The sequence below is a fragment of the Polyangium spumosum genome, from assembly GCF_009649845.1.
In the GTDB taxonomy this organism is placed as follows: domain Bacteria; phylum Myxococcota_A; class Polyangia; order Polyangiales; family Polyangiaceae; genus Polyangium; species Polyangium spumosum.
On record NZ_WJIE01000021.1, the window covers coordinates 100,281 to 124,726 of the forward strand.

A 24,446-nucleotide genomic window follows, 5' to 3' on the forward strand; every position below is an offset into this window, starting at 1 on the left:
TTGTGCCGGCGCGTCTTGACTCCCCGGAGTTCCACCCTCCGAAGGCGGCACAAGGCCACGGCTGATGACCGGCGGCACAAGAACGCGAGCTAAGTCCGCGGAACTACTGGCACCCCCGGCAGGAATCGGACCTGCGACCTTCGGTTTAGGAATTCGCTGTGATGCTAAACGATCTCAATCGGTTACCGATCAGAATGGATTCCTCGTGGATATCACCCGCCGAGCCGTCGATGGCCTCGCCGCTGTCGCCCTCGGGGGACCCGACGCCGCGCCGGAAGTAATGAAGACCCTCGCCGCCGTCGCGAAGGCTCCCGAGCTCGGCGCGGACCTCGCCGCGCGCGCGGTGGACGCCCTCGCCGCCGTTGCCACGGGCGGCCCCGATGCGTGGCGGAAGGTGACCGAGGTCCTCGCCGCCGTCGCGAAGGCCGCGAGCGAGCGCGGAGCGGAGGGAGCCACCGGAACGGATCGCCGCCGCTGAGCTTCTCGGCGCAGCCAGAGACGTGCCAGGACGCACCCCATGCGGTAGGGTTCGGGCCCATGGCATACCCCAGCGGCCCATCGCAGCCCTTCGCGGGATACTGTGCCCGATGCGGTCACCCCATCCCCGGGCCGCCCGTCCTCGGCCCCGCAGGGCCCATGCATCCCGAATGCGCGCGGACAATGCAGGCCACCGCTCCCGCCTCGCCCGCATCGAGCGGCCCGCCGAAGTGGGTTTTCGTGCTCGGCGCGTGCGCCCTCGTCGGCGGGTTGGCCTTCATCGTGGCCATGGGCAAGCTCGCTCAGCGGAACAAGGAGCGGCGTCAGCTCGAGGCCGCAGCCGCCGAGGCGCAGCCGTCCGGGACTTCCCGCGAATATGCGGCCTACCTCTGGTGCGATAAGACAACGCCCCGTTGCGACGCCGACGCGCAGAAAGCGATCAAGCTTTACGCCAATGTGCAGGACTTCGAGGCCCGCCACGGCATACCTTGCCGCGAGGGGAAACGCCTGTGCATCGACCCTTCGCGCCCGTCCGCGCGCGCCGAGCACGGAACGAAGGTCATGGTTTCGCCGCTCGAACAAGCGCGGGATCGCAGCACGGTCCGCATCGTCGAAGGCACGCACGCAGGAGCAAGGGGAGTCGTCGACAGCGCCTTCGTACATGACGCGCCGCCCCGGTAGCGCTTCGGTTCCATCCCGACCAACCGCTCGACCCCGCCCCGAGCCCCGCCCGGGCAAACGGTGCTTGCCTGTCCCGCCAGACCGAGCGTAACTTGGGGCGGTCCCCATGCGCCGCCTCCTCCCGCTCGCCGCCGCGCTCTCGACGCTCGCCCTCGCGTCGAGCGCCGTTGCCGCGCCCAAGCACAAGATCGCGTTTCGCCTCGACTATCACGCCCCGGACGCTTCGACGGGATGCCCCGACGCCGAGGAGCTCGCCTTGATGATGGCAGGCGAATTCGGATACTTGGTTGTCAGGAACGACGTCTCGGCCGTCCTTCGTGTCGACGTGCGCCGCGTCGGGAGGGACTTCGAGGCCGAGCTATCGGCCCCGGATCCTTCGGGCAACGGGAGGGAGTGGCACTACCGCACGGATAAGCAGGGGACTTGCCGCGAGCTCGCCTACGACGTGGCTTCCGTCGTGCGGATCGCGTTCGGCCCGCGCGCGTGGGGGAGCGAGACGCCTCCGCCCGTGCTTGCGGCGCCCCCCGAGATCGAGGTCGGCAGGCCGGAGATCCGCCCGCTGCCCGTTCGCATGCCGCAGTTCCTGGCCACGCTCGCCCCGGGATCCCAGGCTCCGACGGCCGGCACGACGTCCGAGGGGACGCCGTTCCAGGTGACAGCAGCCCTCGGGCCCGTCGTCTCCCCGCTTGGCCTGCCAAGCGTGGCCGTGGGGGGCCAGGGCATGGTGGAGGTTCGATGGCCGAGGTTCGCCCTCGCGGCGGACATGCGTGGAGTCGCCACGCCGGCCTCGGGCATCGGGCCCCGCGACGTCCCAGCGCGGACCTCCTTCTGGTCGGGAACGATCCTGCCATGCGCGAGGGCCAGCATCGTGGACATTTGCGGCGCCGCTGCGATCGGCCGCATGACGTTTCACCTCGAGCAGCCCGGATCGCTGAGCCTCTCCGATGGCTTGTTGGTGGGCTTCGGTGCGCGCCTCGCGGCTCGATGGAGCTTCGCTGAGCGGTACTCGCTTCTCTTCTTCGGTGAGGGGATCGCCGACGTGAGGAGCGTGGTCTTCGAGACCGTCAACCCCGACACGGATCAGACTCGAGAGGAGTGGAGAGCGCCGCCCGTGCGTCTCAGCCTCGGAGCCCTGTTTTCTATTGCATTGAGCGAGTAACACTGGAGTACCCATGACGCCCCGCTTGCGAAAATCCGCTTTGATCGTGCCGCTGCTAGGACTCGCTTTCGGGTCGCTCTTGTCGGGATGCCCCGATGCGCGAAACGTCGCCGAGTTCTACGACGAGACCGAGGACGCCGACGCCGACGCCGGCTCCGATGCTGGCGACGACGCGGGCGACGACGACGCGGGCCCAAGTACCAGCGGGGGGGACGGCGGATGCGAGCTCGTTTGCGAGGAGGACTGCGTTCCCCTTCGCCCGGGGGACTTCTCGTTTCCCCTCCTCGCCTGGATCGGCCCCGACGAGACTTCCGCGCCGCCGTGCCCCGACGCCGCGCCCGTCGAGCAATTCGTCTGGCATGGCGACCCCATCGTGCCCCCTGCCGCGTGCGGGGAATGCACTTGCGGCCCCTCCTACGGAGCTTGCGCGCTCCCCTCGAGCATCGACGCCCACGCGGCGCCTTGCGCCTCCGCCGAGGGAGCCACCACGACGCCCACGGATCCCCCCAAGTATTGGGAGGGAGCTTGCGCGGCGGACAACGCGATCCCCGCCGAGACGTGCGGCACGAGCACGCCCTGCGTTCAGTCCGTGACCATCGGGCCGCTCGTGATCACGGACGAAGCGTGTTTCGCATCGGGCACCTCGACGGCCCCCTTCGATGCGCCATCCTGGGGAACGTTCGCCCGGCTTTGCGAAGGGATCACCCCGACCGGATACGCCGGATGCAGCGCCGCCGAGCTCTGCGTCCCCAAGGCGCCAGCGGGGTTTCGGCAATGCGTCCAGCGGACCGGGATCCACGACTGCCCCGCCGAGGGGTACTCGGAAAGGTTCGTCTTTTACGAAGATTTCGAGGACACCCGCGCATGCTCGGATTGTACGTGCGGCGCGCCCGACGGGAGCGCGTGCGTCTCGTCGCTCGCCATTCATGCAGACGCCGCATGCACGAGCCCGATCGTCACGGAGGACGTCTCATCCGACGGCCCCACGTGCCTCGACCTCGCGACGCCCGGCCAGGCCATCGGCGCGAAGAGCGCGACCGCGCCCGTCTACCGCCCCGGAACCTGCCAGGCCCAAGGGGGCGAGCTCCTCGGCGACGTCGAGCTCCTCGGGCCCCGCACCCTTTGCTGTCATGTCCCTTGATCGGAAGGTCTTCCCATGAACGAGGATCGAAACCAGCGCCTTCAGCTCCTCGCGACGTACCAGCGCAAGATCGATCGCTGGCTCCGAAACCGCCACGTCCCCGCGCAGGACATGCCCGATCTCTCCCATGACATCTACGTCCGGACCCTTCACCAGCTCGAGGGGAAGGAGATCACGGACAAGCTCGGCGGGCTCTTGCACCTCAACATGCGGAGCGTCGTCTCGGAGTACCGCGAGCGCGGCAAGACGCGGAACAAGGCGGCCCCGCTCATCGAGATCGAGTTCGAAGACGCGGGCCCTTCGGATCCCGAACAAGAGGCTTACGAGCGGCAGAAGATCAAGACCCTCGAAGCCATCCTGTCGAAGCTCCCGACGCGACAGCAAGAGTTTGTCCGCGCGAGGCACCTCGACGGGTTGCCCGCGGCTGAGATCGCCGAGAGCTTCGGCGTTTCCTCCGCGACTGTCTTCCGGGAGCTCGCCGCCGCGCTCGCCGCGCTTCGCCGCGAGCTCGAACGCGTCGGAATCACGAGCCCTCTCGTCCTTCCGTTCCATTCGCAGGACATCAGGCACGAGGGGAGCGCGGGCGAGGCATGGTCGAGCGCCACCGAGCCGCGCCGCGAGAAGGACCACCGCGGCTGGCTCCACGTGCCGACGTTCCTCGGCGGAGCCGCCGCTGGCGCGATCGTCGTCTACCTCCTCCTCCATCGCGCCATGACGCTCGCCGAGCTCCCGCCGATTGTCCTGAACGTCGCCGCGACGAGCGCAGACACCATGCCCGCGGGCGTCTTCGAGCAGCTCGCGCCGCCGGTCTGTCCGGAGCCTGTCGCGCCGTCGTGCCCTCCCCCGTCGAGCCCCGCGCCCGAGGCCGGCCAGCCGAAGATCAACCCGAAGCCCCGCTTCGTCGCTCAGGCGTGCAACCTCGCCCTGGAGCGAGGCGACCACGAGGAGGCGAAGCGGATTTGTCCCCTCGCCACGGGAGGCTTCGGCGCCCTGATCGCCGAGCAAGAGGCCAACCGCCCGAGGGAGTAGGCGAGCTCTCCGGCGTTTTTCACCTCGCATGACGATTTGTTGAGAGCCGGAGCCGCGTCGACCTCATTCCATGGTTGAGGACGCGACGACGAAGCCGCCGCGCGCAACCCTTCCCACTTACGGGCGACCAAAGGGCCAGCGCGGACGCCTCAGCGTCGACTTCTCATTTCGCCCCACGTCGTGGCTTGGCGCTGGGTGTGCTCCATTCGCGGGCCAAGTGTGTGTTGCACATCCAGCGTCAAGCCATGGCTCCCACGCTGGGAGGATTCATGGCCACCCATCCATTCGCCACGGCCGAGGCCGCGGACGAAGACGCCGAACCTACGCTCGTCGCGGCCCGAGTCGCCGAGCCCCCGCCGTCCGGCATTCGCGCGAGCACGCCGCCGGGCGACGATCGGGATACCCTGTTCGATCCGGCGTGTATCCCGCCGAATACGCCCATTCGCCGCGCCGCGCGTTTCTTGCTCTGGATCCCCGTGTCCTTGTGGCGCGCCCTGCGGAGGTTCGGCCAGCGCTTGGCCGAGAGGCTCGATCCGCCGCCATTGCGGACGCTCCTCCCGCCGCCGCCGCCCCTTCATCGGGGAGCACTCCGCCAGGACGACCTCGGAGAGCACCTCCTCAACAACCTTTTTCGAATCTCGCCCGCCTACGTGCGCGCAGCCGTTCACGTTTCCAGGCTGGTTCAGGAGATCCAGTCGTACCCAGCCCAGGAGCGCCTTACCTGGTTCGCGCACTTCGCGCTGTCACGCATGTGCGCCACGAGCGACGGGCCCGTACCCATTGCGTGGATCCGGGCCCGCATGCCCGAGGCCCTTCGATCCGAGGTGACCCGCGCTCTCGAGCAGCTCGAGGAGGAGGGGATCATCACGCTCCTTTCCCGAGAAACCGAGGATCCGGCCGTCGTCGCCGGGGGAATTTCGAACGCGGTTCGAGGCCGGCTCACGCACGCGGAGCTCCTTCGAGACCTGTAACCATCGCCCAATAACAGGAGAGATCAGACAATGCAGGACCCGAGCGTTCGACCCCCAAACACGCCTAGCAACGACGTGGACGCCATTTTGCCGACCGAGCTCGCGTTCGGCTCGGACGGCTGCATCTACATCAACGCGAATAGCCTGCCTGCCGACATGCGGGAAGGCCGCCCCCTATTCCAGGGGTACGCGCTGACGCCCGAGGAGGCGGCGCACGCGATGGAGGCCATCCACATGCTCGCCTTGAATGTCACCGTCGAAGTCTTGAAAGCGGCCCGGGAGAGCAGCGGGAAGAAATGACCCGCTGCCCTCCCCATCCCGCCGCTACGTCGCCGCCTCCCGATACCGCCGCACCAGCTCCGCCCCGACCCGCAGACGGACCGCCCAGCCGCCGAGCAGCGTTCCGAGCGCGGGATTCCCGTCCGCCATCATCACCGCCGCCGCTTCGAGCTCATCCGCGACCGTCGCCACGACGCCCTCGATCGGATGCTCGTCCCCTCGCGCGAGGCCGCGGACCAGGAGGTCCGGGAGCGTCGCCCGACGAATACCATCCGGCGCGTAGTTCGTGAGCTCTTCCGCGCTGGGAGCCGAGAGACCCACCGCGGAAAGGCGTGCGTCCTCGCCTTCCGAGGGATTTCGTTCCGAAGTCAAGCCTTTTGCCGTCATGCCTCCTCGCTTCCAACGGGCGACCGAGGGGGATCCTACGGGGGTTGGTGGCCATCAGGCAATCCCCCGATCGGACATATACCGTCCGATGCGCCTGGTTTCCCGGGATCCTGGGCTCGCGGGCCCCGTGGTCTTCGAGAGATTCGCGGGCGAGCAAATTTCCCTTGACGCCCGCAGGAAATCGCAATCAACCCGGGATCCGATGCCTCCCCCCGAGCCCGGTGCACCCCGACGAACCGTGAGCGATCTGCTCCGTTGGTCCTATGCGAACCTCGCCATGGCGCACGCGGCGCTCGTCGAGGGAGCGACGAGGTACGCGCCGCGCCACTACGCGATCCGTTCCAAGATCCACGCAGGCCTTCGCGATGGGACCATGAGCATCGGGCCGCTCGCCGATGACGAGCGCTTGAAGCTCGTTCTCCCGATCGCGTGCTGCTACTGCGGCGCCCGCGAGAACCTGACCACCGATCACTTGATCGCCACCAGCCGAGGCGGCCCCGACGCAGGCGATAACCTCGTCTGGGCTTGCCGATCGTGCAACAGCGCGAAGGGCGCGCGTGATGCCCTCGCGTGGCTCGAACGACGAGGCGAGTTCCCGCCGCTGCTCCTTCTTCGCCGCTACCTGAAGCTCGCGTTCCAGTTGTGCGCGCCGCTGGGAGCCCTCGAGCAGGCGCCCGAGGAGGCGCCCCAGCTCCCGATCGAGCTCGCGCGCGTGCCGCAGAAGTACCCCGCGCCGAGCGAGCTTCGGCTTTGGGTCACGCCGTTGTGATCGCAGGGCACGCGACCGCCAGCGGACCGGATCGAGCGTGTGGTTGGATCACGGAACGCCGATCCACTCGGCCGGATCGATCTGGAATTCGTCCTCCGCCCAGCGCTTCGCATCGTCCTCGGTCGTCGCTTCCTCCCCACGGCCGGTGATGAGGATGCTCCCGTTCTCGTGCCCCTCGGGGTAGCGGAAGCGCAGGAAGTGCAGGGGCTCGGGCTTGTACTGGACTACTTCGATTCTCAGGGGTGGCGGCAGCAAACGATCGTGACCTACGACGCTTCGCTTGCCCGTGGGTGCGTGACGTGCGGCGAGGCCCGCATAGCAGAGGGTTGCAGGCCGCAGCTTCCGATACTTTTCGATGAGCTCGAAGAAAACTTCGAGCGGCTCTTGGTCCTTTGAATGCTCGGTGATTGCATGCGCCCATCCGAGGGACATCGACCACCGTTTCCGCAGTCGCAACCAGGATGAAAAGTGGCCGCCCATCTCCGGTACGCCCTCGTCTACGTGATGAACGCCCAGGGCTATCCCGTAGCCGTAAACAAGGCGCTCCAATTCGCGCAACGAGCGGTCTTGTATCCACATCCCGGGTCGCTGGCGAACCTGATCCAACCAGTCGAAGACGTTGCGAGGTACCGGGCGCTCATAGAGTCGCCGCTGGTCGATGTCGGTTGGCATAGGTTCGCGATCATGCACCAGGGCGCCTTACCGTTCAACTCCAGCCACCACTCGCCGCCCCTGACGCTGCATGCCCCCGAGGTGGGAGGATCCGTCCCCCGACTACCAGATCACCTGCGAAACGCTCCCACCCCAAGCCGTAGGCCGCCACCTCGCCCCCGTCCCATCATCGAAATGCGTGAACTCCGCCCACGCTTGGCCGTTCGGCGGAAACCCGACCATCGCGCTATCCTGCCGCCGGAACAGCGCCCCGAAGCCCGAGATCGCGGTCCGCACGACGCGGACGCGCCTCGCGCCCCCCGAGGGTTCCGCGAGCGTGTAGGTCCGTGCTCCCGTCAGCATCGGCAGGAGGAAGACGTTTGCCGTGTTCGCATCGAGCACCGTGTCCGCATTCGGCGCATTCGCGAAGATCGTATCCTGCGTTCCTGATTTGAAAGTGACCGGCCCCGCGAACGTAACCGGCCCCGTGAACGTGTCCCCGGCGAGCGCCGCCTTCGTCTTCCCGAGCTTGTCCACCGCCTGTATCAGGCCGACGAGGGCCGAGCGGACGCTTCCCGTCGGGATCGCGCCATGCTCGAAGAAGCCGACCCGCGACGCCCCATCATCGATCGTCCCCGTCCCCGTCGCCGTCCCGCTCGGGAGGCCGAGGATCGCCGCCGCCGTTCCGCTCGCCGAGAGCGACGAGCTCGCGCCCAACGTCTTCGACATGAGCACGAGCCGTGATTCATCATCGAGCCCGGCGTCCTTGTTCTTGGGTGCGCCCGCCTTGATCTGCTGCACGATGTCCGCTGATGTCATCGGCGCCGCGAATTGGACCAGCTCCGCCGGGCCCGAGTCCTCGCCGAGGAGCAGGGTCTTCCCGTCGAGCAGCCCCCCCGGCCCGAGCTCGCCGGTAGGGTTCGTCTCGGCGTCATATTGCGTGAACACGGACAGCCGCTTCGACCCGAGGAGCGTAGCCCGCGTCCCGTTCGCCACGCTGGCGAGCTCCGCGCGCGCTCGACCGATCGCATCGAGGAGGTACGCCGTCCGATCCGCGAGGCGGACCAGGCCGAGACGGTAGAGGGATTCGTGATTGACGAGCTCCCCGTCGTTCAGCATGCGAACGAAGGCATGGAAGACGAGGGAACCCATGAAATCATAAGCCATTACCGCCTCCATCGATGTCGTAACCGCCGCCGAGCCGGAAGGGCATCGTCATTTCCCCGAGCATGTTCGCCGCGCCGATCGGCCAGAACGCCGCCCCGCTCCCTTCGGACCCGCCGAGCTTGAAGCCGAGCTCGAGCCCGAGGCCGAGGATCGGAGCGTCCCGGAAACGAAGGATCACGTGGACGGGGTAGCCATGCGCGTCCTTCCACTTGAGGATTTGCCGCTTGATGGCCCGCACTTGTGCCACGGTCGCCGAGCTACCGAGCGTTGGATACCCCAGCAGGAAGGGCATTCGCAGCGGCTCGAGCCCGAGCTTCCCGAAATCCGGGCCGAGGACGACCCAGAAACGCGAATACCAGGCCCCCTCAGCGAAGCGCCCTTGCCAATCCTCGATCACCAGGACATCCGGGAGCCCGAAGGCCCGCAGGCTTTCCTCGATGGCCCTCGCGGTCCCCGCCCTTTGATGCGTCTCCCAGGCCTTTTCCAGGCGTGCGAGGTACGCTTCGTCCGTCTCCCCTTCGAAGCGTTCGACGTCGAAGCCCTGCCCCTGCAAGCGCAGCGCATCGGGCGGCCCCAGTCCAGGCCAGCGCGCCTTGATCGCGGCGCGCAGCTCCTCCAGCGTGGCGTCCTTCGTCTCGCCGAGCAAAGCGAGGAAGGCTTGCGCGTTCGGGCCGCGGAGCCATTCCGCGTCGGTCCATTGCCCCCCGTCCGGAATGTTGCCGCGCTGTAGCTCTCGAAACTCGTCGGCCATGCGTCCTCGGTTCGATCAAAGCAAGGTGAGTTGAGGGACGAAGACGATCGCGTCCGTCGCCTTCGGAAGCACGTCCCGCGCAGGCGACACGAGCCGGACATCCACCGTCCCGCTGGCGACGTCGACGAGCTCTTCGATGAGCCGCGCGCGGTAGAGGACCTCGCCGAGAGGGTAATCCGATTGCAGGGCGACGAGCCGCCCGATCGCTTCCGCCACCGCGTGCGGATTCGTCGGGTTTCGCAGTCCCGCGACGATCGGCACCTCGAGCAGCGTTGCCGCGAAACACCGCAGCGGCCCCGTCCCCACGGCCTTCAGGCCCGCGAGGTAGCTGCGAACGGCCTTCACCTCGGCCGCCGACGCCGGCCCGGCCGGATTGGCGAGGTAGACGTCCACGCTCCCGGGCCCGTTCGGGTTATCGTCACGAACCCGGAACCGCGAGACGGAGAGCCCGAAGAGCTCGGCCGCCTTGCGGATGCGATAGCGGACGGCCGCGAGGTTTCCACCTGCGCCGAGGGAGCCCCACTTGTCCCGGCACTTCGCGCGGAGGCTCGGATCGCTCTCTTCGTCCGCGCCGGCCCGCGTGATCCATGTCCCCGTCGCGGGATCGGCGGGATTCGAGATGCGGACCCCTTGGAGCGGCGTATTCAGAAACGAAATGGTCGACGGAGGAACGTTGTACCGCGCGCCGGGCGCCTCGGCCCGAAAGGTGAGCGTCAGGCTTCCGCCCTTTGGCAGCGTCCCGCCGTCAACGTTCACGTACCGGAGAGGTTCGGCGAGCTCGGGCCCGAAGACCGCCGCGAGCTCGCCCGGTTGGATGACGTGCAGCGAGTCGTCGGCGAATTCCGTGAGGACCATCCGCCCCTCGGTCGGGATAGCCTCGCGCCGCAGCTCTTGAAACCAGCCGAGCGCGACGAGGTCGAGCCACGCGCCGAACGGCCCGTTTTCGTCGTCGCCGAGGTATCCGCCGCGCGTGATTGCGATCCTCGCCGCCTCCCACGCCTCGACCGTTTGCGCCTCGATTTCGAGGAGCACGCGCCCGATCCGCTTCGAGTCCCAGCCGCGCGCGCGTAGCCCGAGACCGTGGGCCTTGTCGAGGAGGTCCTCGAAGATGACATCCTTTCGGCGAGCGCGAAGCAGCGCCGCGAGCGACGGAGCACCCATCAGGCAGCCTCCCCGAGCGGGCGGAAGAGGACGCGCCGCGCCTCGCCCGTTTCGACCGTGAGGAGGTAGCTCCCTTCGGCGAGCTCGAGGCGCCCCACGATGAAGAGCACGCCGCCCCGCAGCTCCGCGCGCACCGAGGCCCCGACGACGCCCGGCTCCTGCAGCGCCTCGCCTTCGAGGAGCTCGCCGAGCCGATAGAGGTCCGTCGGCGAGGGATCCGCGTTGATCATGCGGAGGACGTTGACGCCTTCAGCGGGCGACCAGGGGAGCGCGCCCGAGCTCATGAGCCATCGGCGCGCCACGGCCTCGAGGACGACGCGCGGTCCTTCGACGACCGAATCGAAATCGATATCGATCGATCCATCCGGACCGAATGTGCTTAGATCGTCGCCATAGTCGAGCGCCATCCGCCTATCCCAGCAGCGAGGCGAGCCCGCTTGTAATGATGCCCCGGATCGGGATCTCGACCACCGAGGGCCCGGAGACCTGGACGCCGAGAGTCCCGAGGACGATCGCGACCGTCGAGCCGGGCGGCTTCCATTCGACCGTGCAGAGAGACGCCGGCTCCGTGACCGTGCGAAGGACGAGCGTCCCCGAATCCGTGGAATCGTCGACCCGTGCAACGGCCTTCGTTCCGCCGCCGAGGACGATCCGGATCATGGCCGCATCCGTCTCCCATAACCCCGCGAAGGGCTTGGCCGGATCCCCTTCGGAGAACCCGACCTTCACGCGGGCGCCCTTCGCCACCTCGACCCGCACGCCCGGGAGACCGAGCCAGATCGGGACGCCCGACAAACCAGGCATGTCCGCGGCATCGAGGCGCAGATCGAGCGTCCCGTCGGTCCCTTGTGCCACGACCGTGGCATCATGCGCGGCCAGGTATTGCAGCGGAACCGGGAGCGCTTGCGCCACGATTCGCCGCAAAATCTCCTTCTCACGCGTCGCAGTCATGGCCCGCCCTCATCGAAGATGACCTCGGTCCGAAAGGCCCCGGCATCGTTCACGTGGTGAACCACGCGCCCAACGCGTCGCCCCTCGAGCAGCATCCCCGGCTCGATGTCGGGCGCCTCTTGCGCGTACACCGCCCGCGCATGCGCCCCGTCTTCCGAGACGCAGAACGGCCGCCCGGGATACGCGGGCCATGTCTCCACGCCGACGTGGATTGTACCGTTCCGCCGAACCCGCCACGAGACGCCCGCCCGTCGACAAACCACGTTGAGCGCTTCCGCCGCCCGCGCGCGCGCCCGAACCCACCGCGCGAGCAGCGGCAGCCCTTCGAGCCCTTCGAGCTCGGCCGCTTCCTCGCCTGCCTCGCGAAGGATGGCCGAGACGACGAGGCGCGGCGGAGCCAGTTGATACTGCCGCGGGGGGAGCTCGCGCCGTAGCCCGCCGCGCCCCCCAACGATGAAGGCCCGCGCGCGCCCCTCGAAGGCGCGGCTTTCGAGGACGGTCCCCGAGAACTCGACCGGCGCAGCATCTTCCACGCCCATAGCGACCACGACCGAGCCCGCGAGAGGCTCGCCCGTGTCGACCTCGACCTCCGCGGTCCAGGCCCCCGCGAGCGGCATCGAGAGCCGGAGCGAGATCACTTCGAGCGCGCCGATCTGAACGAGGCTCACGGCCGGTTCGCTCCCGCCACGGCTTTCGCCGCCGCCGTCGCGAAGAGTGCCCCGATGCCCTTATGGGCAACCGTGCTCCCCGGCTTGACCTCATGCCACGGCTTGTTTTCGTATGGAACGGCCGTGCTCGGCGTTTCTACCGCGTCCGGCTTCTTCGGAGCGACCTCGGCCGGAGGCGGAGGCGCCCATTCCTTGCAATGCCAGACGATTGTCCCGACCTGGAACTCGTCCCAATCCGGGCCCTCGTAAGACTCGATGGAAACCGCGTTGATCTTCGCGAGGCGGCATTTGGGATGCCCGATCTTGTGCGGCCCGCTCCCCGGTTGGAGCCGCTCGATCGCCGCCTCCATGTCGGGCCATAGGGCCTCGGTGAAACGAACCGTGATCGTGACCTCGGCGAGCTCGCGCGCTGCATTTGTCGTGGTCGGCTTCGACGCGCCGCCCTTCCGCTTGGTATCGAGCTTCGCTTTCGGCTGGACCTTGAGCGTTGCCGTCCCCTCGCGAGGGTTCGGCGGAAGATCGCCGGGCCCGAGGGTCACGGTATCCCAGACGTCCGGGTCTTCGCTCGGCGCGGGAATCGGCATCAGGCAGCCTCCTCGGCGAGACGTTGGAGCTCGGCCCAGAGCCCACGGGCGACGGCTTCCCCGTCGCGCTCCGTTGCGCTGCCCTGGATCACGATTTCGATTTTCTCGACATGGATCGTCACGCGCTCGCCGCTGTACACGCCCCCGCGCCCGGCCCGCGCGCCCGAGCTCGAGGCGATCCCGGAGCCGCCGACGCCAGCCGCCTTCGAGGGGGTTACGATGTTGTCGTTTGCCGCCCGCGTCGCCGCAAACGCCATAGCTTCCGCCGCGCGGACCACGCGCCCCGCGCCGCCGGTGATGCCCACCTCGGCGCCGCCGGCCATGTTCCAGCCGATCCCCTCGAAGACGCGCGAGGGACTCGCGATCCCGAGCGTGCGCTTCGCCGTGGAGATGGCCCCGCCGGCCATGGCCTTGACCGCAGCGGCTACCGCGAGCGCACCGGCGCGAATGCTCCCGACCAGGCCATCCACGATCGCCGTACCCGCAGAAGCACCAGCCTCGGCGAGGCCCTCGCCGGAGAACGAATCCCCTACCCATTCGAGGAACGTCACGATCGCGCCGTACGTCGCGAGGACCCCCGCATAAATCGAGCCGACGAACGAGGCCCACTTCCCCGCGAGAATCCCGACCACCCCGAGCGCCACGCCGGCCACGCCCGCGATGAGCCCCACGCCCTTGGCCACGAGCTCGATCCACGGCACATCCTCGATCCCGAGCACCTTCGCCAGCTCGCCGAACGGGCCCGCGCTGAGTGAATCGAGCTTCTCGAAAACGCCGAGGACTCCGCCGAACCCCGTTCGGAACCCCGAGACGACCGCCGAAATGATGGGCTCGGCTTGCTCCATCTTCGCGACCACGCGATCGATGAACTTCCCGGGATCCTGCTCGTTGAAGAGCCCACCGAACGCCGAGTTGATCACGCGCCCGAGCGCGCCCGTGATCCTCCCCCAGCGCGGCCCCGAGGGATCGAGGCTATCAAGCACGCCCCCCACGAACGACTTGAAGGCCCGCATTCCCGGGGTCACGTCGAGGTCCATGAGCAGGTTCCCGGGGATCGCGCGGAGCCGCCCGAGAAGCCCCGTGATATCTTCGAGCGACTTTGCACGCGCCGCGAGCCCCGCCGCCCGTCCGCCGGAGAGCTCGTTGATCGCCGCGAGGATCGCCTCGATGGTATCCGCCGCCCCGAGCTTTCCAGCACCTTGCATCCGTTTTACTTCTTCGAGGCTCTTCCCGAGTCTTTCGGCGAGCTTTCCATACACCTTGTCCGCCGCGAGCCCGGCCTCGGTGAGCATGGCGAGCTCGTCCCCTTGCAGATACCCCTGGGCCTTGATCTTCCCCATCGCGCGGACGATGCCATCCACGTTCGCGCTTGGGTTGACCGTGCCGAGGTCCGCAATCGATCGGACGATGCGATCGACCTGCGTGGTATCGAAGCCCTTCCCGAGCAGATCCACGAATTGACCCAGCGTTTCCCGTCGCCCCTGCCCGATGAAATCAGCCGTTTGCGTGGCGATGCGCAGAGCATTGTCCGCCGCGCTCTTGCTTTTCAACAGGACCCCGAGCGCCCGCGTGGCATCCTCCCGAAATGCTGCCGCGTCGAGAGCCGCCGAGCCCAAATCGAGCGCCGCGCGCGCCCCAGCCGAGGCGACCCGCGAGGCGATTTCCGCGAGCGCCGCAGCCTTTGCGCCTTGCTTGAGCGTCTCCCATCCGCCGCCGGCCCCCTCCTTGGAAGGCTCATCAACGCCGACGCGCGCCCCCTCCCGCATCTTGCGCAGTTGCTTTTCCAGCATGGCCTCACGCCGTTCCTGCGCCGGATTGAACTTGTGTATCGAATCCAGCAGGCGCTTCTCCGTCTTGCTCATCCCCGGAGGTAGCTTCTTGGCCTCCCGCGCTGCCGCCTTGTCGGCGTCTTTCTTGGCCTTGGCCACGCGCTTCGCGCTGGCCTCCTCGGCCTTGCTTTTCGCCTTGTTCGCGTTGCTTTGCGCGCGCTCCGCGGTAGCCGCGCGCTTCTTCGCCGTCGCTTCCGCGCGCTCCGCCGCTATCCGTTGCCTCGCGGCCTTCTCCCCGAGCCGTTGCGCGTGACGCTCCGCGGACGACTGCGCCCGCGCCGCTGCCGCCGAGCCCTCTCGCGCCGCTTCCTCGGCCCGATCCGCGCTCGCCCGGAGGCGCGCCGCCTTGGCCGCCGCGCGCGCGGCTTCCCTGTCTGCCTTCTCCGACGTGATCCCGGTCTCCCGCAGCCGCGCCGCCCGTGCCGCGGCTTCCTCCGCCTTTTCGGAGGCCTTCGTTGCCTCCTCGCGCAGCGCCGCGGCTTTCTTCGCCGTCGCCGCGGCCTTGTCCTCGGCCTCCCGCGTCGCATTCGCCACGCGTTCGGCTGCCTCGCGCGCCTTCGCCTCGGTTTTTGTCGCCCCCTCTCGAACCGCCGCCGCCCGCTTCGCCGCCTCCGTTGCGCGATCCTGCGCCGCCGCCGCGGCCTTCGCCGTTCGCTCTATCTTTGCGGCCGCTTGCGCGTCCACCTCGACGGCCCCGAGCTCGCCGAGCGCGCCCGCAAGCCGCTCCACGCTCGCCGCCGCCTTCGCCGCGGGACGCGCCACATCTTCGCGCAGAACGAGCTTTTCCGAGACCGTCATGAGTCAGCCCACTTGATGTTCGACTGGAGAAACGCCGCAATCATGAGCGCCGCCGCGCGCGCCGGTTCGGAGTCGCCATCGACGCCGCACAGCTCGAGGAGCCCGTCCGCGACCAGGCCCGGATCCGTTCGCGCCTGTCGCAGCAGGCTTAGATCCCCCCCACGCGAAGCTTTGCCCCCGCGCCGGCCAGATCCATCACCACCTCGCCGACGGCACTCGCGAGCCCCGGCGCACGCTCGAAGACGGCCGCCACGGCTTCACTCGTCGGCCATTCGATCGCGTTGAGGGAGAGCCGATAGAGCCCCTCGAAGACCTTGCCTTGTGCGGTCAGCCGTCGCGCCGCCGTGTATTGCGAGGAGCTCGGACACTTCAACAACCACAAGCCCGTCGGCAGCCGCAGCGCGACGCGTTGCGAGGGCCCGCGCGCCTCCGCCGCGAGCTCGGCGCACTTCGCCTCCGCCAGGCCCGCCGCCGCGAGCGTGATCCAGTCGTCGGAACCGAGCTTCCCGAGCGGAATCGTTTCCAGCTCGTCCTCGGGCGCCCCGGCGAGCTCCGCCAGCACGGGCCAGGCGAGTTCAGACATCGCCGGAACTTCCTCGAGCACCTTCGCGAGCTCTGCCGCATCGGGCCAGGCCACGCAATCAATCAGCAGGTTATGCAGCGCATCCGGGCGCCCGGCAGGCCTGGAGAGCCCATCGAAGGCCGCCGCCCACGCCTTCCGCGTCGGAGGCTTCACCACGACGGCCGCGCCCTCGCGATCCTCGACCTCGATCAGCCGCAGCTCCCCGCCATGGGTTCGCCGCAGCTCCGCCCGCACCTCATCCGTCAGCTTTCGCATTTCGATCAGCTCCTCGGTTTCTTGAAAGGATCGATCCCGTTCTTTACGACCTTGAGGCAATTCCCTTCGAGCTTCGTCATCGAGGGATCCCCCGCCTGCGACGACGTTTCATCCCCCAGCGGCAGCCACGTCTCCACGCGATCGATGATGTCCGGCCGGCCCGGGAGCGAATAGACGATTTGCAGATCCACGGTCCGATAAATCCAGCCGTCCCCCTGCTTCCCGCGCAGCTCGTCCTCCTCGCCCCGGGAAATCTCCATCTCGCATTTCGGCTCGGCCTTCCGGCCCCCGTGCGCCTTCGGTCCGGGTTGCGTCCCGCCGACCGTGCTCGAGGACAGGCCATTTCCGTAGGTGATCGACGAACACGTGGTGAACGTATGCCGCTTGCCGTTGTGGAGGACCGCCGTGATCGTCAGATCATCATGAGCGAATTCCCCGCGCGGAGTGGTCACCGTATGGCCCATATCAGCCGCCCTCCTCCTCGTTGTCCGTCAAGAGCCCCGGCCCGAGCTCGGCCGAGACCCCGTAGATTTGCCCCCGAGGGACCACGGTCATCCGCGCCCGGAGGAGGTTCGTCTCAAAGATGTTGTCCGTGCGGATGACGCGCGCCCGGACCGCGCTTGCGTGGTCGGGCATGAGCGCATTTGCCAGCGCATTCGTTACCGCTCGATCGATCGCCCCCGCGGTATTCGTTTCGAGCGTCCCGTCCTCGTTCAGCGGCGGATCGTTGTTGATCTCGTTATCGAGCACCGGCTGCGCCGCGAGATACGCCTCGATCATGACGCGCGCCACGTTCAGATCCCGATAGCGGCTCCGTTCGTCCGCCATCGTCAGACCGCGAGCGAAGTACACGTTTCCCCCGCTCGTATCCATGACCGTGAAGCGCGCCGCGCGGAGCTTCACCGTCGCGAGCCCCTCGTCCACCGGGAGCGCGTCCACCTCCTTCAACGGCCCGTCATCGTGATTGCCGAGGTCCGACGAGAACCGCACCGCCGCCGCCTTGTACGCCGCCGCCCACGATTGCGACCGCAAGAACGACCCTTGCAGCGTCCCACCGCGGAGCCACGCGCCCCGCGCGCACACGCACACGCGCCGCGAAACGAAGCCCTCGAAGGCTTCCGCGAGCGCTTCGTCCGTCTCGCCGAGCGGCGCGCCGAGGATCGCGACGATCGGCCGCTTGAGCGCTTCGAGCTCGGCGATCTTCGTGTCGAGGGCCTCCGCCAGCGCCCTCGTTTCCGCAGCATCGGCGAGCTCGCCGACGACATGCAGGAGCCGGAAATCGGCCTTCACGTGGACGAGCTTGTTGATCGCCTCCATCACGGCCTCGATCGAGAACCCCGGCGCGTTGCAGGCGAACGCGTATTCCGTGTCCTTGACGAACGCAGCCGCGGGAAACTGGATCGTCACGCCGACGCCCGGGATCTTATGGTCCGCCTCGCGCCCCTTCGCCGTCGCCTTTGGGAGGCCGAGCAACTCGATCGCGCTCCCGCCGAGGATCGCGAGGCTCGACCCCTCGCCGATCGTCTTGCTCGCGAGCCGCAGCTTCGACGCCGGAGCCACGAGCGACGCCGCCACGTTGTTCGCCTTCCCGAGCACCGCGACGACCGCCGCCGGATCGGCAGGCGGATCCTTGAATTCGACGGTTTGGGCCTCCCCCGTGTCTTCCTGCAAATCGAGCGTTGTCCCGTCGAGGTCCCCCGCCTCGCCTTGCTTCAACCCGACCACCAGGCCGAGCACGACGAGCGCCGAGCCGCCGAGGAGCTCGATCGTCGCCGCCTTCCCGATGGCCTTCGAGGTCCACACGAGCCGCGCGCCCACGTCGAGCGAAAACACGCACGAGCCAAAAGCGTTCGCCAATTGCGCGAGCAGCGCGGCCCCGTCCTTCGGCGCCTCGAGCACACACGACACCTCGGCGCCGTGGATCTTCGCCTCGATGTTCTTCCCATCGAGCAAGCCCCCGGGCCCGTAGAGGCCCGAGGCCCCGAGGTCTTTGTCCCCGCGGACGACGGCCGGTTTTGCATACCCGAGCCGCGACAGATCCCGCGTGCCCGTCACCTCGGCCGCCTTCCGCGAGGGAATCACGAGCTCGGTTCCGAACCGCGGAACCACCTGCGCGCCCGCCGCCGTCCCCGAAATCGACACGCGGAACCGCCCGACACCTTGCGGCCCGCTCTTCGTGATGCGCACACGCACGGCCGCCGCATCGGTCGGATCACCCGAGAGAAGCAGCGCCGGCCCCGGCCCGGATTGCGTGAGCGGCCCGAGGACGCCCGGAATACTCGCCTCGATGGGAACCGCGAGCGTGCGCTGCCTGGAGCCCCGCACCGCCTGCGCCGTGGCTTCCGTGAGCGGCCCCTCGCCGAGCGCTTTCGCCACCGGAGAGGGAACATCGAACGCATAAACGGTATTCTTCGACCCCGCCGAGCAAACGCCCACCTTGGCGACCACCCGCGCAGCCGATGCCGGTTCACCCGCCGGCCCGAATTCCGTGAACGTGATTTCAGCGCTCGGCATCAGAACCCCTCACGTTTCGAGCCATCGGGCGCAGCCGTCTCCCCCTCGACCGAGGCTTTCAGGATCAGCGCATGCCGCAGATCGACGTCGACCACGGGGAGGCGGATCGACATCGGAACGACCACCTTGACCCCTGCCGAACCCGCGCGCCCGGCCCCCGCGATCCACTGGACGCGCCCATATCCGCGCGCACGCCGGCTCACCCCGAGCTCCCGCACCGATTGCAACAGGCGGAGGTAGACACCTTCCGCCTCGACGGGCGAGCTCCCCCAGATCGTGAACGTCGCTTCGATCACGCGGTCCTCGCAGACGTGTTTCCCCGCGCCGCCTTGCTGCGCCGGAGGTTCGAGGTCCTCATGTTCCGGCACCGAGACGATCAGCCGCGCGGGCGAGGCGAGCCCGCGCCCCTCGTCCTTTCCGATCGCCAGATCGAGTCCCTCGACGTTCATTTTCGCATGGAGCTCCTTGGCGAAGCGCCCGAGGCTCGTTTCGTCCCAGCCGCCCATTACTCCCCCTTGACGGCGCGCCGCACCGCCGCGGAGAAAGCGACGCCCGCACTCGCGCGGATGCGCGCAATCCAGCCCGGAGGGGGTTGGCCATCGGGAACGAGCGCCCGCTCGGGGTTATGGACGACGCCATGCTGAAGCGTCCCCCGTTGCGCGAAATGCGCGGTCCAGTGATTCACCCGCACCTCGACCGCGCATTCAAAGGGGTTCGGCGGAAGCGGACGATACTCGACGTGCGCCGCGAGCGGCTGTAGCGCGAGCGCGCCATCCGCCGCCCGCTTTGGCCAGGCGTCCCCATCGGGCGAGCGGCCCGACTCGATGCCATCCCGCACGAGCTCGACGGCCTCTTTGCCGAGGGTCTTTTGCACCTCGGTTTGATGCGAGCCGTTCGAGAGCCCTCGAAGCCCCTTGGCCATTTCGACCAGCCCGCGCCCCGCGACCCGTGACAGCTTCATGCCCGCCGCCCTCCTCGCCATCCGCGTTCCCAGCCCCGCAGCTCCGCCGCGCGCACCCGAGGCCCGAGCCGCTTGCCGTTCGCGCCCGATTGCCCGATGACGCCCGGCAGCTTCTTCCCGCCGTCCAGCCCTTCGAGCCAGTGGATTTGGTCGAGGTACCTTTGCCGCAGATTCTTGGAATCATCGTGCTCGGGATCGAACCCCGAGGCGGACATGAGCATATAGGCCGCGAGCGCCGCCGTAGCTTCGACGATCGCCCCCGTGAAGACCGCCAGCGGAGGGTTGAGATCGGCGAGGTACGTGTCGACCTTCCGCGAAGCCGCCTCGAGCCCCTCGAGTTGATCCGCCACGGGTACACGAGCCAGCGCCTCCTTGTTGACGCCGAGCGCGTACAGTTGCGCGAGCGTGGCGTACGTGCTCACGTCTCCCCCGTCTCCTTCGCCTCGCCGCTCTCCTTCGTCGCCTTGCCCTTCGCCTCGGTCGGCTCCTTCGACCTCGGCGCGCGCACCTGCTCGACGCCCGGCAGCTCCCGCACCGTGATCCGCTTCCCGGGATCACGCTTCAGCATTTCGATTTGCTCGCGCGTCAACGCATCATCCGGGAGCTCGGTTGCCCCGGCCTTCCAGCAGAGCCCGATCCGGACCTTCTTCCCGTCCCGCTCCTCCTCGCGCCAACCGCAGCGATAGGCGTCATATCCGGGAGGCGGAACACACGTTACGATGATCATCGTCCTTCCCTCCGGCCCTACGGGCGACACTTCGCGATGCTCTGCCAGACGGCCGGCGCGGCATTGCCCCGGCAGTCGACCCCCGCGAGGTATTGATTATTGACGAACGCGTACTCGCTCCCGTTCATGAGCGCCTGAAACCGCGGCTTTTGCCGTTCCTGCCAGATGATCGGCCGCATCAGTTGATTCTTGAGCATGGCGAGGAACCAGACCCCGGGGGAATCGCTCAGCTCATCGATCACGAGCACCTCGGCCGTCCACTGATTGATGTTGTCCTCCTGCGCGCCGCCGCGGGCGATCGTCTCGGCTTCCACGATCCGCTTCGCCGCGCCCTCCTTCTGCGGGCTCACGATCAGCGTATCCGGCTTGATCCCGATCCGCCGCCCGTTGACGTCGACGAGCGAGCGCATGTTCGCGCGGACGATCTCGTAATTCTCGGGCGTGAGAGCCATCCCCGATGGGTAATAATTCGCCTGGACGGGTGAATCGGGATCGTCTTGATCGACCGGATGCACCTCGGAAAAGACCGGCTGGCCATCGTAGACCACGAGGGACACCGGCCCGACGAGGGGATCGAGGTAGCTCGCTTGCTCCCCGTACAGAAGGATCGGCGCGATGCAGTCGTCGGGATGCTTTGCGGCCTGCTGCCCGAGCAGGCTCGCATAATCGCCATACATCCCGTATTTGTCGTCTTCGATCTTCTCCCGCTCGACCCCGAGAGTTTTCTCGAAGGGCTTATTCTTGATCGTGAAGCTCCGCGAGCGGAGGTTTTCGACCACGCGCGGGCCCACCCAATGCCGGAGGCCCGGGATCGCGGTCAACCACGAGTAAGTCTCTTCCTCGCCCGTGCTCGGGAGCGTGCGGGCGACCTTCGAGCCCCACGGCTCCGCCATGCCCATCCCGCTTTTGAAGAGGACTTGGAAGCCCTTGAACATCGCCCGCAGGCTCGAACGCGTGATGATCATCGAACGCCCTTCCTCGCGTCATCGCGGACCGATGGAAACCGCGACGCGGCCCCCGTCGAGCCCCATCATCTTCCCCGCTACCGAGCGTTTCCCGCCGCCGCTCGTCCTCGCGACGCGCCCCCCATTCACGAGGAACACGTCCATCAGGAAATCGGCCATGGTCACCGCATCGGCCCCGCTCGAGTTCTGGAGCAGGAACGTCCCCGGCTCGCAGTTGATCCGCTCGGCGCCGTCCTGGCCCGCGCTGTTGTCCTTGGTCTCGCAGGCTCGCCCGACCGGCCGGAGATCCGCCGCCTCGGTCGCCTCGAGCGCGTAGCCCGAGGCATCCACGCAGACGATATTGCCTTCCTCGATCACCGCGCCGGCCTTCATGCCGGGCGCGAGCCTCTCGACGCAGACGCCGATCCCGTATCGCTTGACGTCACGGACCATGCCCCAGCTCCTTCAATCGTCGCCGTCGTCCATCGCAGCGGGATCGATCCGCAGCGTTTTCGCCACCTGGAGATCAAACTCCCCATTCCGACGCGTGCGCGCCGCGAGCGTCGCTTGCTGATACCGCGTCGCCGGAGGCGAGGGCTTCACCGCGGGTTTCTTCGGGGGATCGGCCTTCGGCGGGGGATCCCCTTTCGGCTTCTCGCGCTCGGGATCCTCGCCCGTGCTCCCGACGAGCTCCCGCAAGGCGTCGAGATCCTTCCGGCCGAGCTTGACGAACGCCTCGCGCCCAGCCTCGGGGATCAGCTTCGCCGCGACGCCTCGATCCACGAGCGCGCCGATCTCGTCTTCCACTGCCGCCGCGCGCGCCGCTTGCAGCTCCTCGGCCGCCGCCGCGAGCGCCTCGCGCGCCGTCGCCTTCCCGGTGAGCGTGCGGATCTGCGCGAGGGCCTCCGCCGCGTCGCTATCCTTGAGCGCGTCGTCCCCCTCGTCGCCGCCTTCCTCGGCCATGTGATCGTCAAATGCCTTGATCACGTCGTCCTCGCTCGCCGCGTCGGGATCGAGCCCGAGCGCCGAGGCGATATGCGCGAGCGCGCCTTCCAGCATGCCTTTTGCTCCCTGCGAAGCCGCCATCAGCGGCGGAAGCCCGTGCGAAGCGGGCAGGTTCGTCAGCGCGACGTTGATCAGCCGCGTGATCCGGTTGCTATCGAGCTCGTAATCGACCGCGGGCGAGATGTAGCGATACTTTCGCGCGCGGACCTTCTCGGCCGCCTCCTCGGTCCAGCGGACATCCACGGCCCAGAGCGCGCCCTCGCGTACCTCGGGCCGGAACCATGCCGCCGCCTCGCCCATGCCCTTCGAGAAGCCGAAGAGGGAAGCGTGATCGAAATCAAAGAAGAGCTCGGCGCCGTGCGCCTCGAAATCGGCGAGGACGCGCCGCGCGGCTTCTTCGTCGAAGAGGAGGAGGCCCTTGTACGACTTGTTTACCCCCGCGCGGAAGAGAAGCACTTCCCCGGGAGGATCCCCCGAGAGGTCAACGAGGCGGAGTGTTGCGCGACCGTTTCGAGCCATACACCCAACGAGGCGAAAGCGAGGTAGCTGTCACCCTTCGGGTCTAAACAGGTCGCGATGATCTCCTTTCGAGCACCTTTTGCTCGTCAGAACGATTTTTCAACACCTGCCCATCTACTCCGCCGGACGGCGCAGCGGTACCCCCAACTCCTTGAAGAGCGTCTCCACGTCGATCCGCTCGCCCCATGACCCGGCCGCGAGCTTCGTCAGCGCATCGGCGAGCGTCCCGAGAGACTCCGCGCGCAGCTTCATCGTCTCGGCCTCCGCCGCCGCTTGCGCCTTGCTCGCGTCCGCGGTCGCTCGTTTCGCCTCCGCCTCTGCTTTCGCCACGTCCGCCCGCCGCCGCGCCTCGAGCACCTCGGCCTCGGCTTGCGCCTCCCGCTCCTCGGGCGTCCTCGTGTCCCACTTGGGCCAGGGCGCGAGCCGCTCGTCCCCGAAGTTGAACAGCGCCCACGGGCGGAGGAGCTCGAAATGCCCCGTGGTCGCGAGCCCTTCCGTGTCCGCCCGCTTCCCCTCGTGACGAACCGCGTTATGCACCTTCCCCAGCGCATGCGAGCCGATCGGCGCAGGTTCCATGGTGAGTGTCTGCCGGAGGATCGCCATCGCCGCCGCGCTGTCACAGTACCGGATCCCGCGCTCGAACACCTCGACCGCGCTCGCGCCGTCCGCCTGGACGAGCTCGTACTCCCAACCCGCCGCCGCCTTCCCCTCGCTATCGATATCCACCGGGAGCATGATCACCGGCGATTTCCCCGCGTTGACGAGCGCGTCCTGATACGCATCGCGCTCCCGCGCCGTCTCGTCGCTCTCGTCGAGGGCCGCGGGATACTTCCCGACCCGGGTAGGATGCCCGTAGACCTCGGAATAATGGGCCCAATCCGTGAACATCTGTTGTTTCGCGAGGTAGTACATCGCGACCCGCCGGACGGCGCCGTTCATCCAAGGCGTTTGGCTCCCCGAGGCGAAGATCGCCCACTTGTACGGGTCCGCGCCGATCGCGATCTGCTCGGTCGGAGTGCCGACCTTGTAGGTAACCTCGTGCCCCTCGAACCACAGATCGCGCGGATGCCAGACCTCGAGCAGCGGCAGCCATTGCCCCCGCTCCTCGGTCCAATTCAGTTGCACGACCGCGACGCCGAGCATGATCAACCACTTCAGGACGTCACGCAGGACAGGCTCGGGACAGAAACGCCACCAGACCTCGGCCGCCTTCCGTTGCGCGAGCTCCGCCGCCTCAGTGTTGGCCGTCTCGGTCGAGGCCTCGAACGAGAGCGGCAGCGCGAGCAGCCCGTCGATCCGTTGCTGGAGAGCGCCATCGAGCCGCTCGTCGGTCAAAAGCGCTTCCGCGAGGTCCGCCGACTCGCGGAAGTCTCCCGCTTCATGCCGTTCGAGCGCTTGGCGCACGCGATCGTTATCCCAGCCCATGAGCGGCGCGAAGACATGTTGCGCGTAGCGGACGCGAGGAGCGCGAGTCATCGGGTGTAC

The 24,446-nt window shown here is 68.0% G+C and carries 29 protein-coding genes; 8 read left to right on the forward strand and 21 right to left on the reverse strand.

From position 1 onward, the window contains the following. Positions 1 to 205 precede the first annotated feature (205 nt). From GF068_RS38820 to GF068_RS38850, 7 genes are all read left to right on the forward strand, one after another. Positions 206 to 478, forward strand: a complete 273-nt coding sequence (locus GF068_RS38820; RefSeq protein ID WP_153824606.1) for a hypothetical protein — start codon at positions 206 to 208, stop codon at positions 476 to 478. 158 nt (positions 479 to 636) lie between these two features. Continuing rightward, on the forward strand, positions 637 to 1,158 hold the full coding sequence (locus GF068_RS38825; protein WP_153824607.1) for a hypothetical protein: 522 nt from the start codon (positions 637 to 639) through the stop codon (positions 1,156 to 1,158). A gap of 106 nt (positions 1,159 to 1,264) precedes the next feature. Then, positions 1,265 to 2,317 (forward strand): hypothetical protein, encoded by a 1,053-nt coding sequence (locus GF068_RS38830; protein WP_153824608.1) that lies wholly within the window; start codon positions 1,265 to 1,267, stop codon positions 2,315 to 2,317. Between the two features lie 46 nt (positions 2,318 to 2,363). Then, positions 2,364 to 3,458, forward strand: a complete 1,095-nt coding sequence (locus tag GF068_RS38835; RefSeq protein ID WP_153824609.1) for a hypothetical protein — start codon at positions 2,364 to 2,366, stop codon at positions 3,456 to 3,458. A gap of 15 nt (positions 3,459 to 3,473) precedes the next feature. After that, on the forward strand, positions 3,474 to 4,487 hold the full coding sequence (locus GF068_RS38840) for a sigma-70 family RNA polymerase sigma factor (RefSeq protein ID WP_153824610.1): 1,014 nt from the start codon (positions 3,474 to 3,476) through the stop codon (positions 4,485 to 4,487). A gap of 269 nt (positions 4,488 to 4,756) precedes the next feature. After that, positions 4,757 to 5,458 (forward strand): hypothetical protein, encoded by a 702-nt coding sequence (locus tag GF068_RS38845; RefSeq protein ID WP_153824611.1) that lies wholly within the window; start codon positions 4,757 to 4,759, stop codon positions 5,456 to 5,458. Positions 5,459 to 5,488: 30 nt separating this feature from the next. After that, positions 5,489 to 5,758, forward strand: coding sequence for a hypothetical protein (locus GF068_RS38850; RefSeq protein ID WP_153824612.1), 270 nt, complete (start codon positions 5,489 to 5,491; stop codon positions 5,756 to 5,758). Positions 5,759 to 5,782: 24 nt separating this feature from the next. On the opposite strand, the gene GF068_RS38855 is transcribed toward GF068_RS38850, so the two are convergent. Then, positions 5,783 to 6,058, reverse strand: a complete 276-nt coding sequence (locus GF068_RS38855) for a hypothetical protein (RefSeq protein ID WP_153824613.1) — start codon at positions 6,056 to 6,058, stop codon at positions 5,783 to 5,785. 304 nt (positions 6,059 to 6,362) lie between these two features. Here GF068_RS38855 and GF068_RS38860 point away from each other — a divergent pair, with 304 nt between their 5' ends. Then, positions 6,363 to 6,893: an HNH endonuclease gene (locus GF068_RS38860; RefSeq protein WP_206079648.1), complete on the forward strand. Its 531-nt coding sequence runs from the start codon at positions 6,363 to 6,365 to the stop codon at positions 6,891 to 6,893. A 48-nt stretch (positions 6,894 to 6,941) separates the two neighbouring features. Here the strand turns inward: GF068_RS38860 and GF068_RS38865 are convergent, their stop codons facing one another. From GF068_RS38865 to GF068_RS38960, 20 genes are all read right to left on the reverse strand, one after another. Further along, positions 6,942 to 7,583 (reverse strand): hypothetical protein, encoded by a 642-nt coding sequence (locus GF068_RS38865; RefSeq protein WP_153824615.1) that lies wholly within the window; start codon positions 7,581 to 7,583, stop codon positions 6,942 to 6,944. 84 nt (positions 7,584 to 7,667) lie between these two features. Beyond that, positions 7,668 to 8,696, reverse strand: coding sequence for a hypothetical protein (locus tag GF068_RS38870; RefSeq protein ID WP_153824616.1), 1,029 nt, complete (start codon positions 8,694 to 8,696; stop codon positions 7,668 to 7,670). A 4-nt stretch (positions 8,697 to 8,700) separates the two neighbouring features. Then, a complete protein-coding gene (locus tag GF068_RS38875; protein ID WP_153824617.1) occupies positions 8,701 to 9,462 on the reverse strand; it encodes a phage tail protein in 762 nt (253 codons plus the stop codon). 15 nt (positions 9,463 to 9,477) lie between these two features. Then, positions 9,478 to 10,623: a baseplate J/gp47 family protein gene (locus GF068_RS38880; protein WP_153824618.1), complete on the reverse strand. Its 1,146-nt coding sequence runs from the start codon at positions 10,621 to 10,623 to the stop codon at positions 9,478 to 9,480. Continuing rightward, positions 10,623 to 11,030, reverse strand: coding sequence for a hypothetical protein (locus GF068_RS38885; RefSeq protein WP_153824619.1), 408 nt, complete (start codon positions 11,028 to 11,030; stop codon positions 10,623 to 10,625). Before GF068_RS38885 ends, GF068_RS38880 begins: the two co-directional genes overlap by 1 nt. 4 nt (positions 11,031 to 11,034) lie before the next feature. Next, the gene (locus GF068_RS38890; protein WP_153824620.1) at positions 11,035 to 11,574 is read right to left on the reverse strand and encodes a hypothetical protein; all 540 of its coding nucleotides are present in this window, start codon (positions 11,572 to 11,574) and stop codon (positions 11,035 to 11,037) included. Further along, the gene (locus GF068_RS38895) at positions 11,571 to 12,242 is read right to left on the reverse strand and encodes a hypothetical protein (RefSeq protein WP_153824621.1); all 672 of its coding nucleotides are present in this window, start codon (positions 12,240 to 12,242) and stop codon (positions 11,571 to 11,573) included. Before GF068_RS38895 ends, GF068_RS38890 begins: the two co-directional genes overlap by 4 nt. After that, a complete protein-coding gene (locus GF068_RS38900; RefSeq protein ID WP_153824622.1) occupies positions 12,239 to 12,826 on the reverse strand; it encodes a hypothetical protein in 588 nt (195 codons plus the stop codon). The genes GF068_RS38895 and GF068_RS38900 overlap by 4 nt, the downstream gene beginning before the upstream one ends. Next, complete coding sequence (locus tag GF068_RS38905) at positions 12,826 to 15,453, reverse strand: tape measure protein (RefSeq protein ID WP_153824623.1); 2,628 nt, start codon at positions 15,451 to 15,453, stop codon at positions 12,826 to 12,828. Before GF068_RS38905 ends, GF068_RS38900 begins: the two co-directional genes overlap by 1 nt. Positions 15,454 to 15,601: 148 nt before the next feature. Further along, on the reverse strand, positions 15,602 to 16,291 hold the full coding sequence (locus GF068_RS38910) for a hypothetical protein (RefSeq protein WP_153824624.1): 690 nt from the start codon (positions 16,289 to 16,291) through the stop codon (positions 15,602 to 15,604). A gap of 5 nt (positions 16,292 to 16,296) precedes the next feature. Beyond that, positions 16,297 to 16,743, reverse strand: a complete 447-nt coding sequence (locus tag GF068_RS38915) for a hypothetical protein (protein WP_153824625.1) — start codon at positions 16,741 to 16,743, stop codon at positions 16,297 to 16,299. A 13-nt stretch (positions 16,744 to 16,756) separates the two neighbouring features. Beyond that, complete coding sequence (locus GF068_RS38920; RefSeq protein ID WP_153824626.1) at positions 16,757 to 18,805, reverse strand: DUF2586 family protein; 2,049 nt, start codon at positions 18,803 to 18,805, stop codon at positions 16,757 to 16,759. Next, the gene (locus GF068_RS38925; protein ID WP_153824627.1) at positions 18,805 to 19,254 is read right to left on the reverse strand and encodes a hypothetical protein; all 450 of its coding nucleotides are present in this window, start codon (positions 19,252 to 19,254) and stop codon (positions 18,805 to 18,807) included. Before GF068_RS38925 ends, GF068_RS38920 begins: the two co-directional genes overlap by 1 nt. Before the next feature lie 56 nt (positions 19,255 to 19,310). After that, on the reverse strand, positions 19,311 to 19,766 hold the full coding sequence (locus GF068_RS38930; RefSeq protein WP_153824628.1) for a hypothetical protein: 456 nt from the start codon (positions 19,764 to 19,766) through the stop codon (positions 19,311 to 19,313). After that, on the reverse strand, positions 19,763 to 20,188 hold the full coding sequence (locus GF068_RS38935) for a phage protein Gp36 family protein (protein ID WP_153824629.1): 426 nt from the start codon (positions 20,186 to 20,188) through the stop codon (positions 19,763 to 19,765). The genes GF068_RS38930 and GF068_RS38935 overlap by 4 nt, the downstream gene beginning before the upstream one ends. Next, positions 20,185 to 20,493: a hypothetical protein gene (locus GF068_RS38940; RefSeq protein WP_153824630.1), complete on the reverse strand. Its 309-nt coding sequence runs from the start codon at positions 20,491 to 20,493 to the stop codon at positions 20,185 to 20,187. The genes GF068_RS38935 and GF068_RS38940 overlap by 4 nt, the downstream gene beginning before the upstream one ends. Positions 20,494 to 20,510: 17 nt before the next feature. Then, positions 20,511 to 21,458, reverse strand: a complete 948-nt coding sequence (locus GF068_RS38945; protein ID WP_153824631.1) for a Mu-like prophage major head subunit gpT family protein — start codon at positions 21,456 to 21,458, stop codon at positions 20,511 to 20,513. Positions 21,459 to 21,476: 18 nt separating this feature from the next. Then, a complete protein-coding gene (locus tag GF068_RS38950) occupies positions 21,477 to 21,890 on the reverse strand; it encodes a hypothetical protein (RefSeq protein WP_153824632.1) in 414 nt (137 codons plus the stop codon). Between the two features lie 12 nt (positions 21,891 to 21,902). Beyond that, complete coding sequence (locus GF068_RS38955; RefSeq protein ID WP_170319940.1) at positions 21,903 to 22,898, reverse strand: phage protease; 996 nt, start codon at positions 22,896 to 22,898, stop codon at positions 21,903 to 21,905. A 177-nt stretch (positions 22,899 to 23,075) separates the two neighbouring features. Then, a partial coding sequence (locus tag GF068_RS38960; protein WP_206079649.1) for a phage portal protein family protein occupies positions 23,076 to 24,446 on the reverse strand: 1,371 nt, incomplete at its 5' end.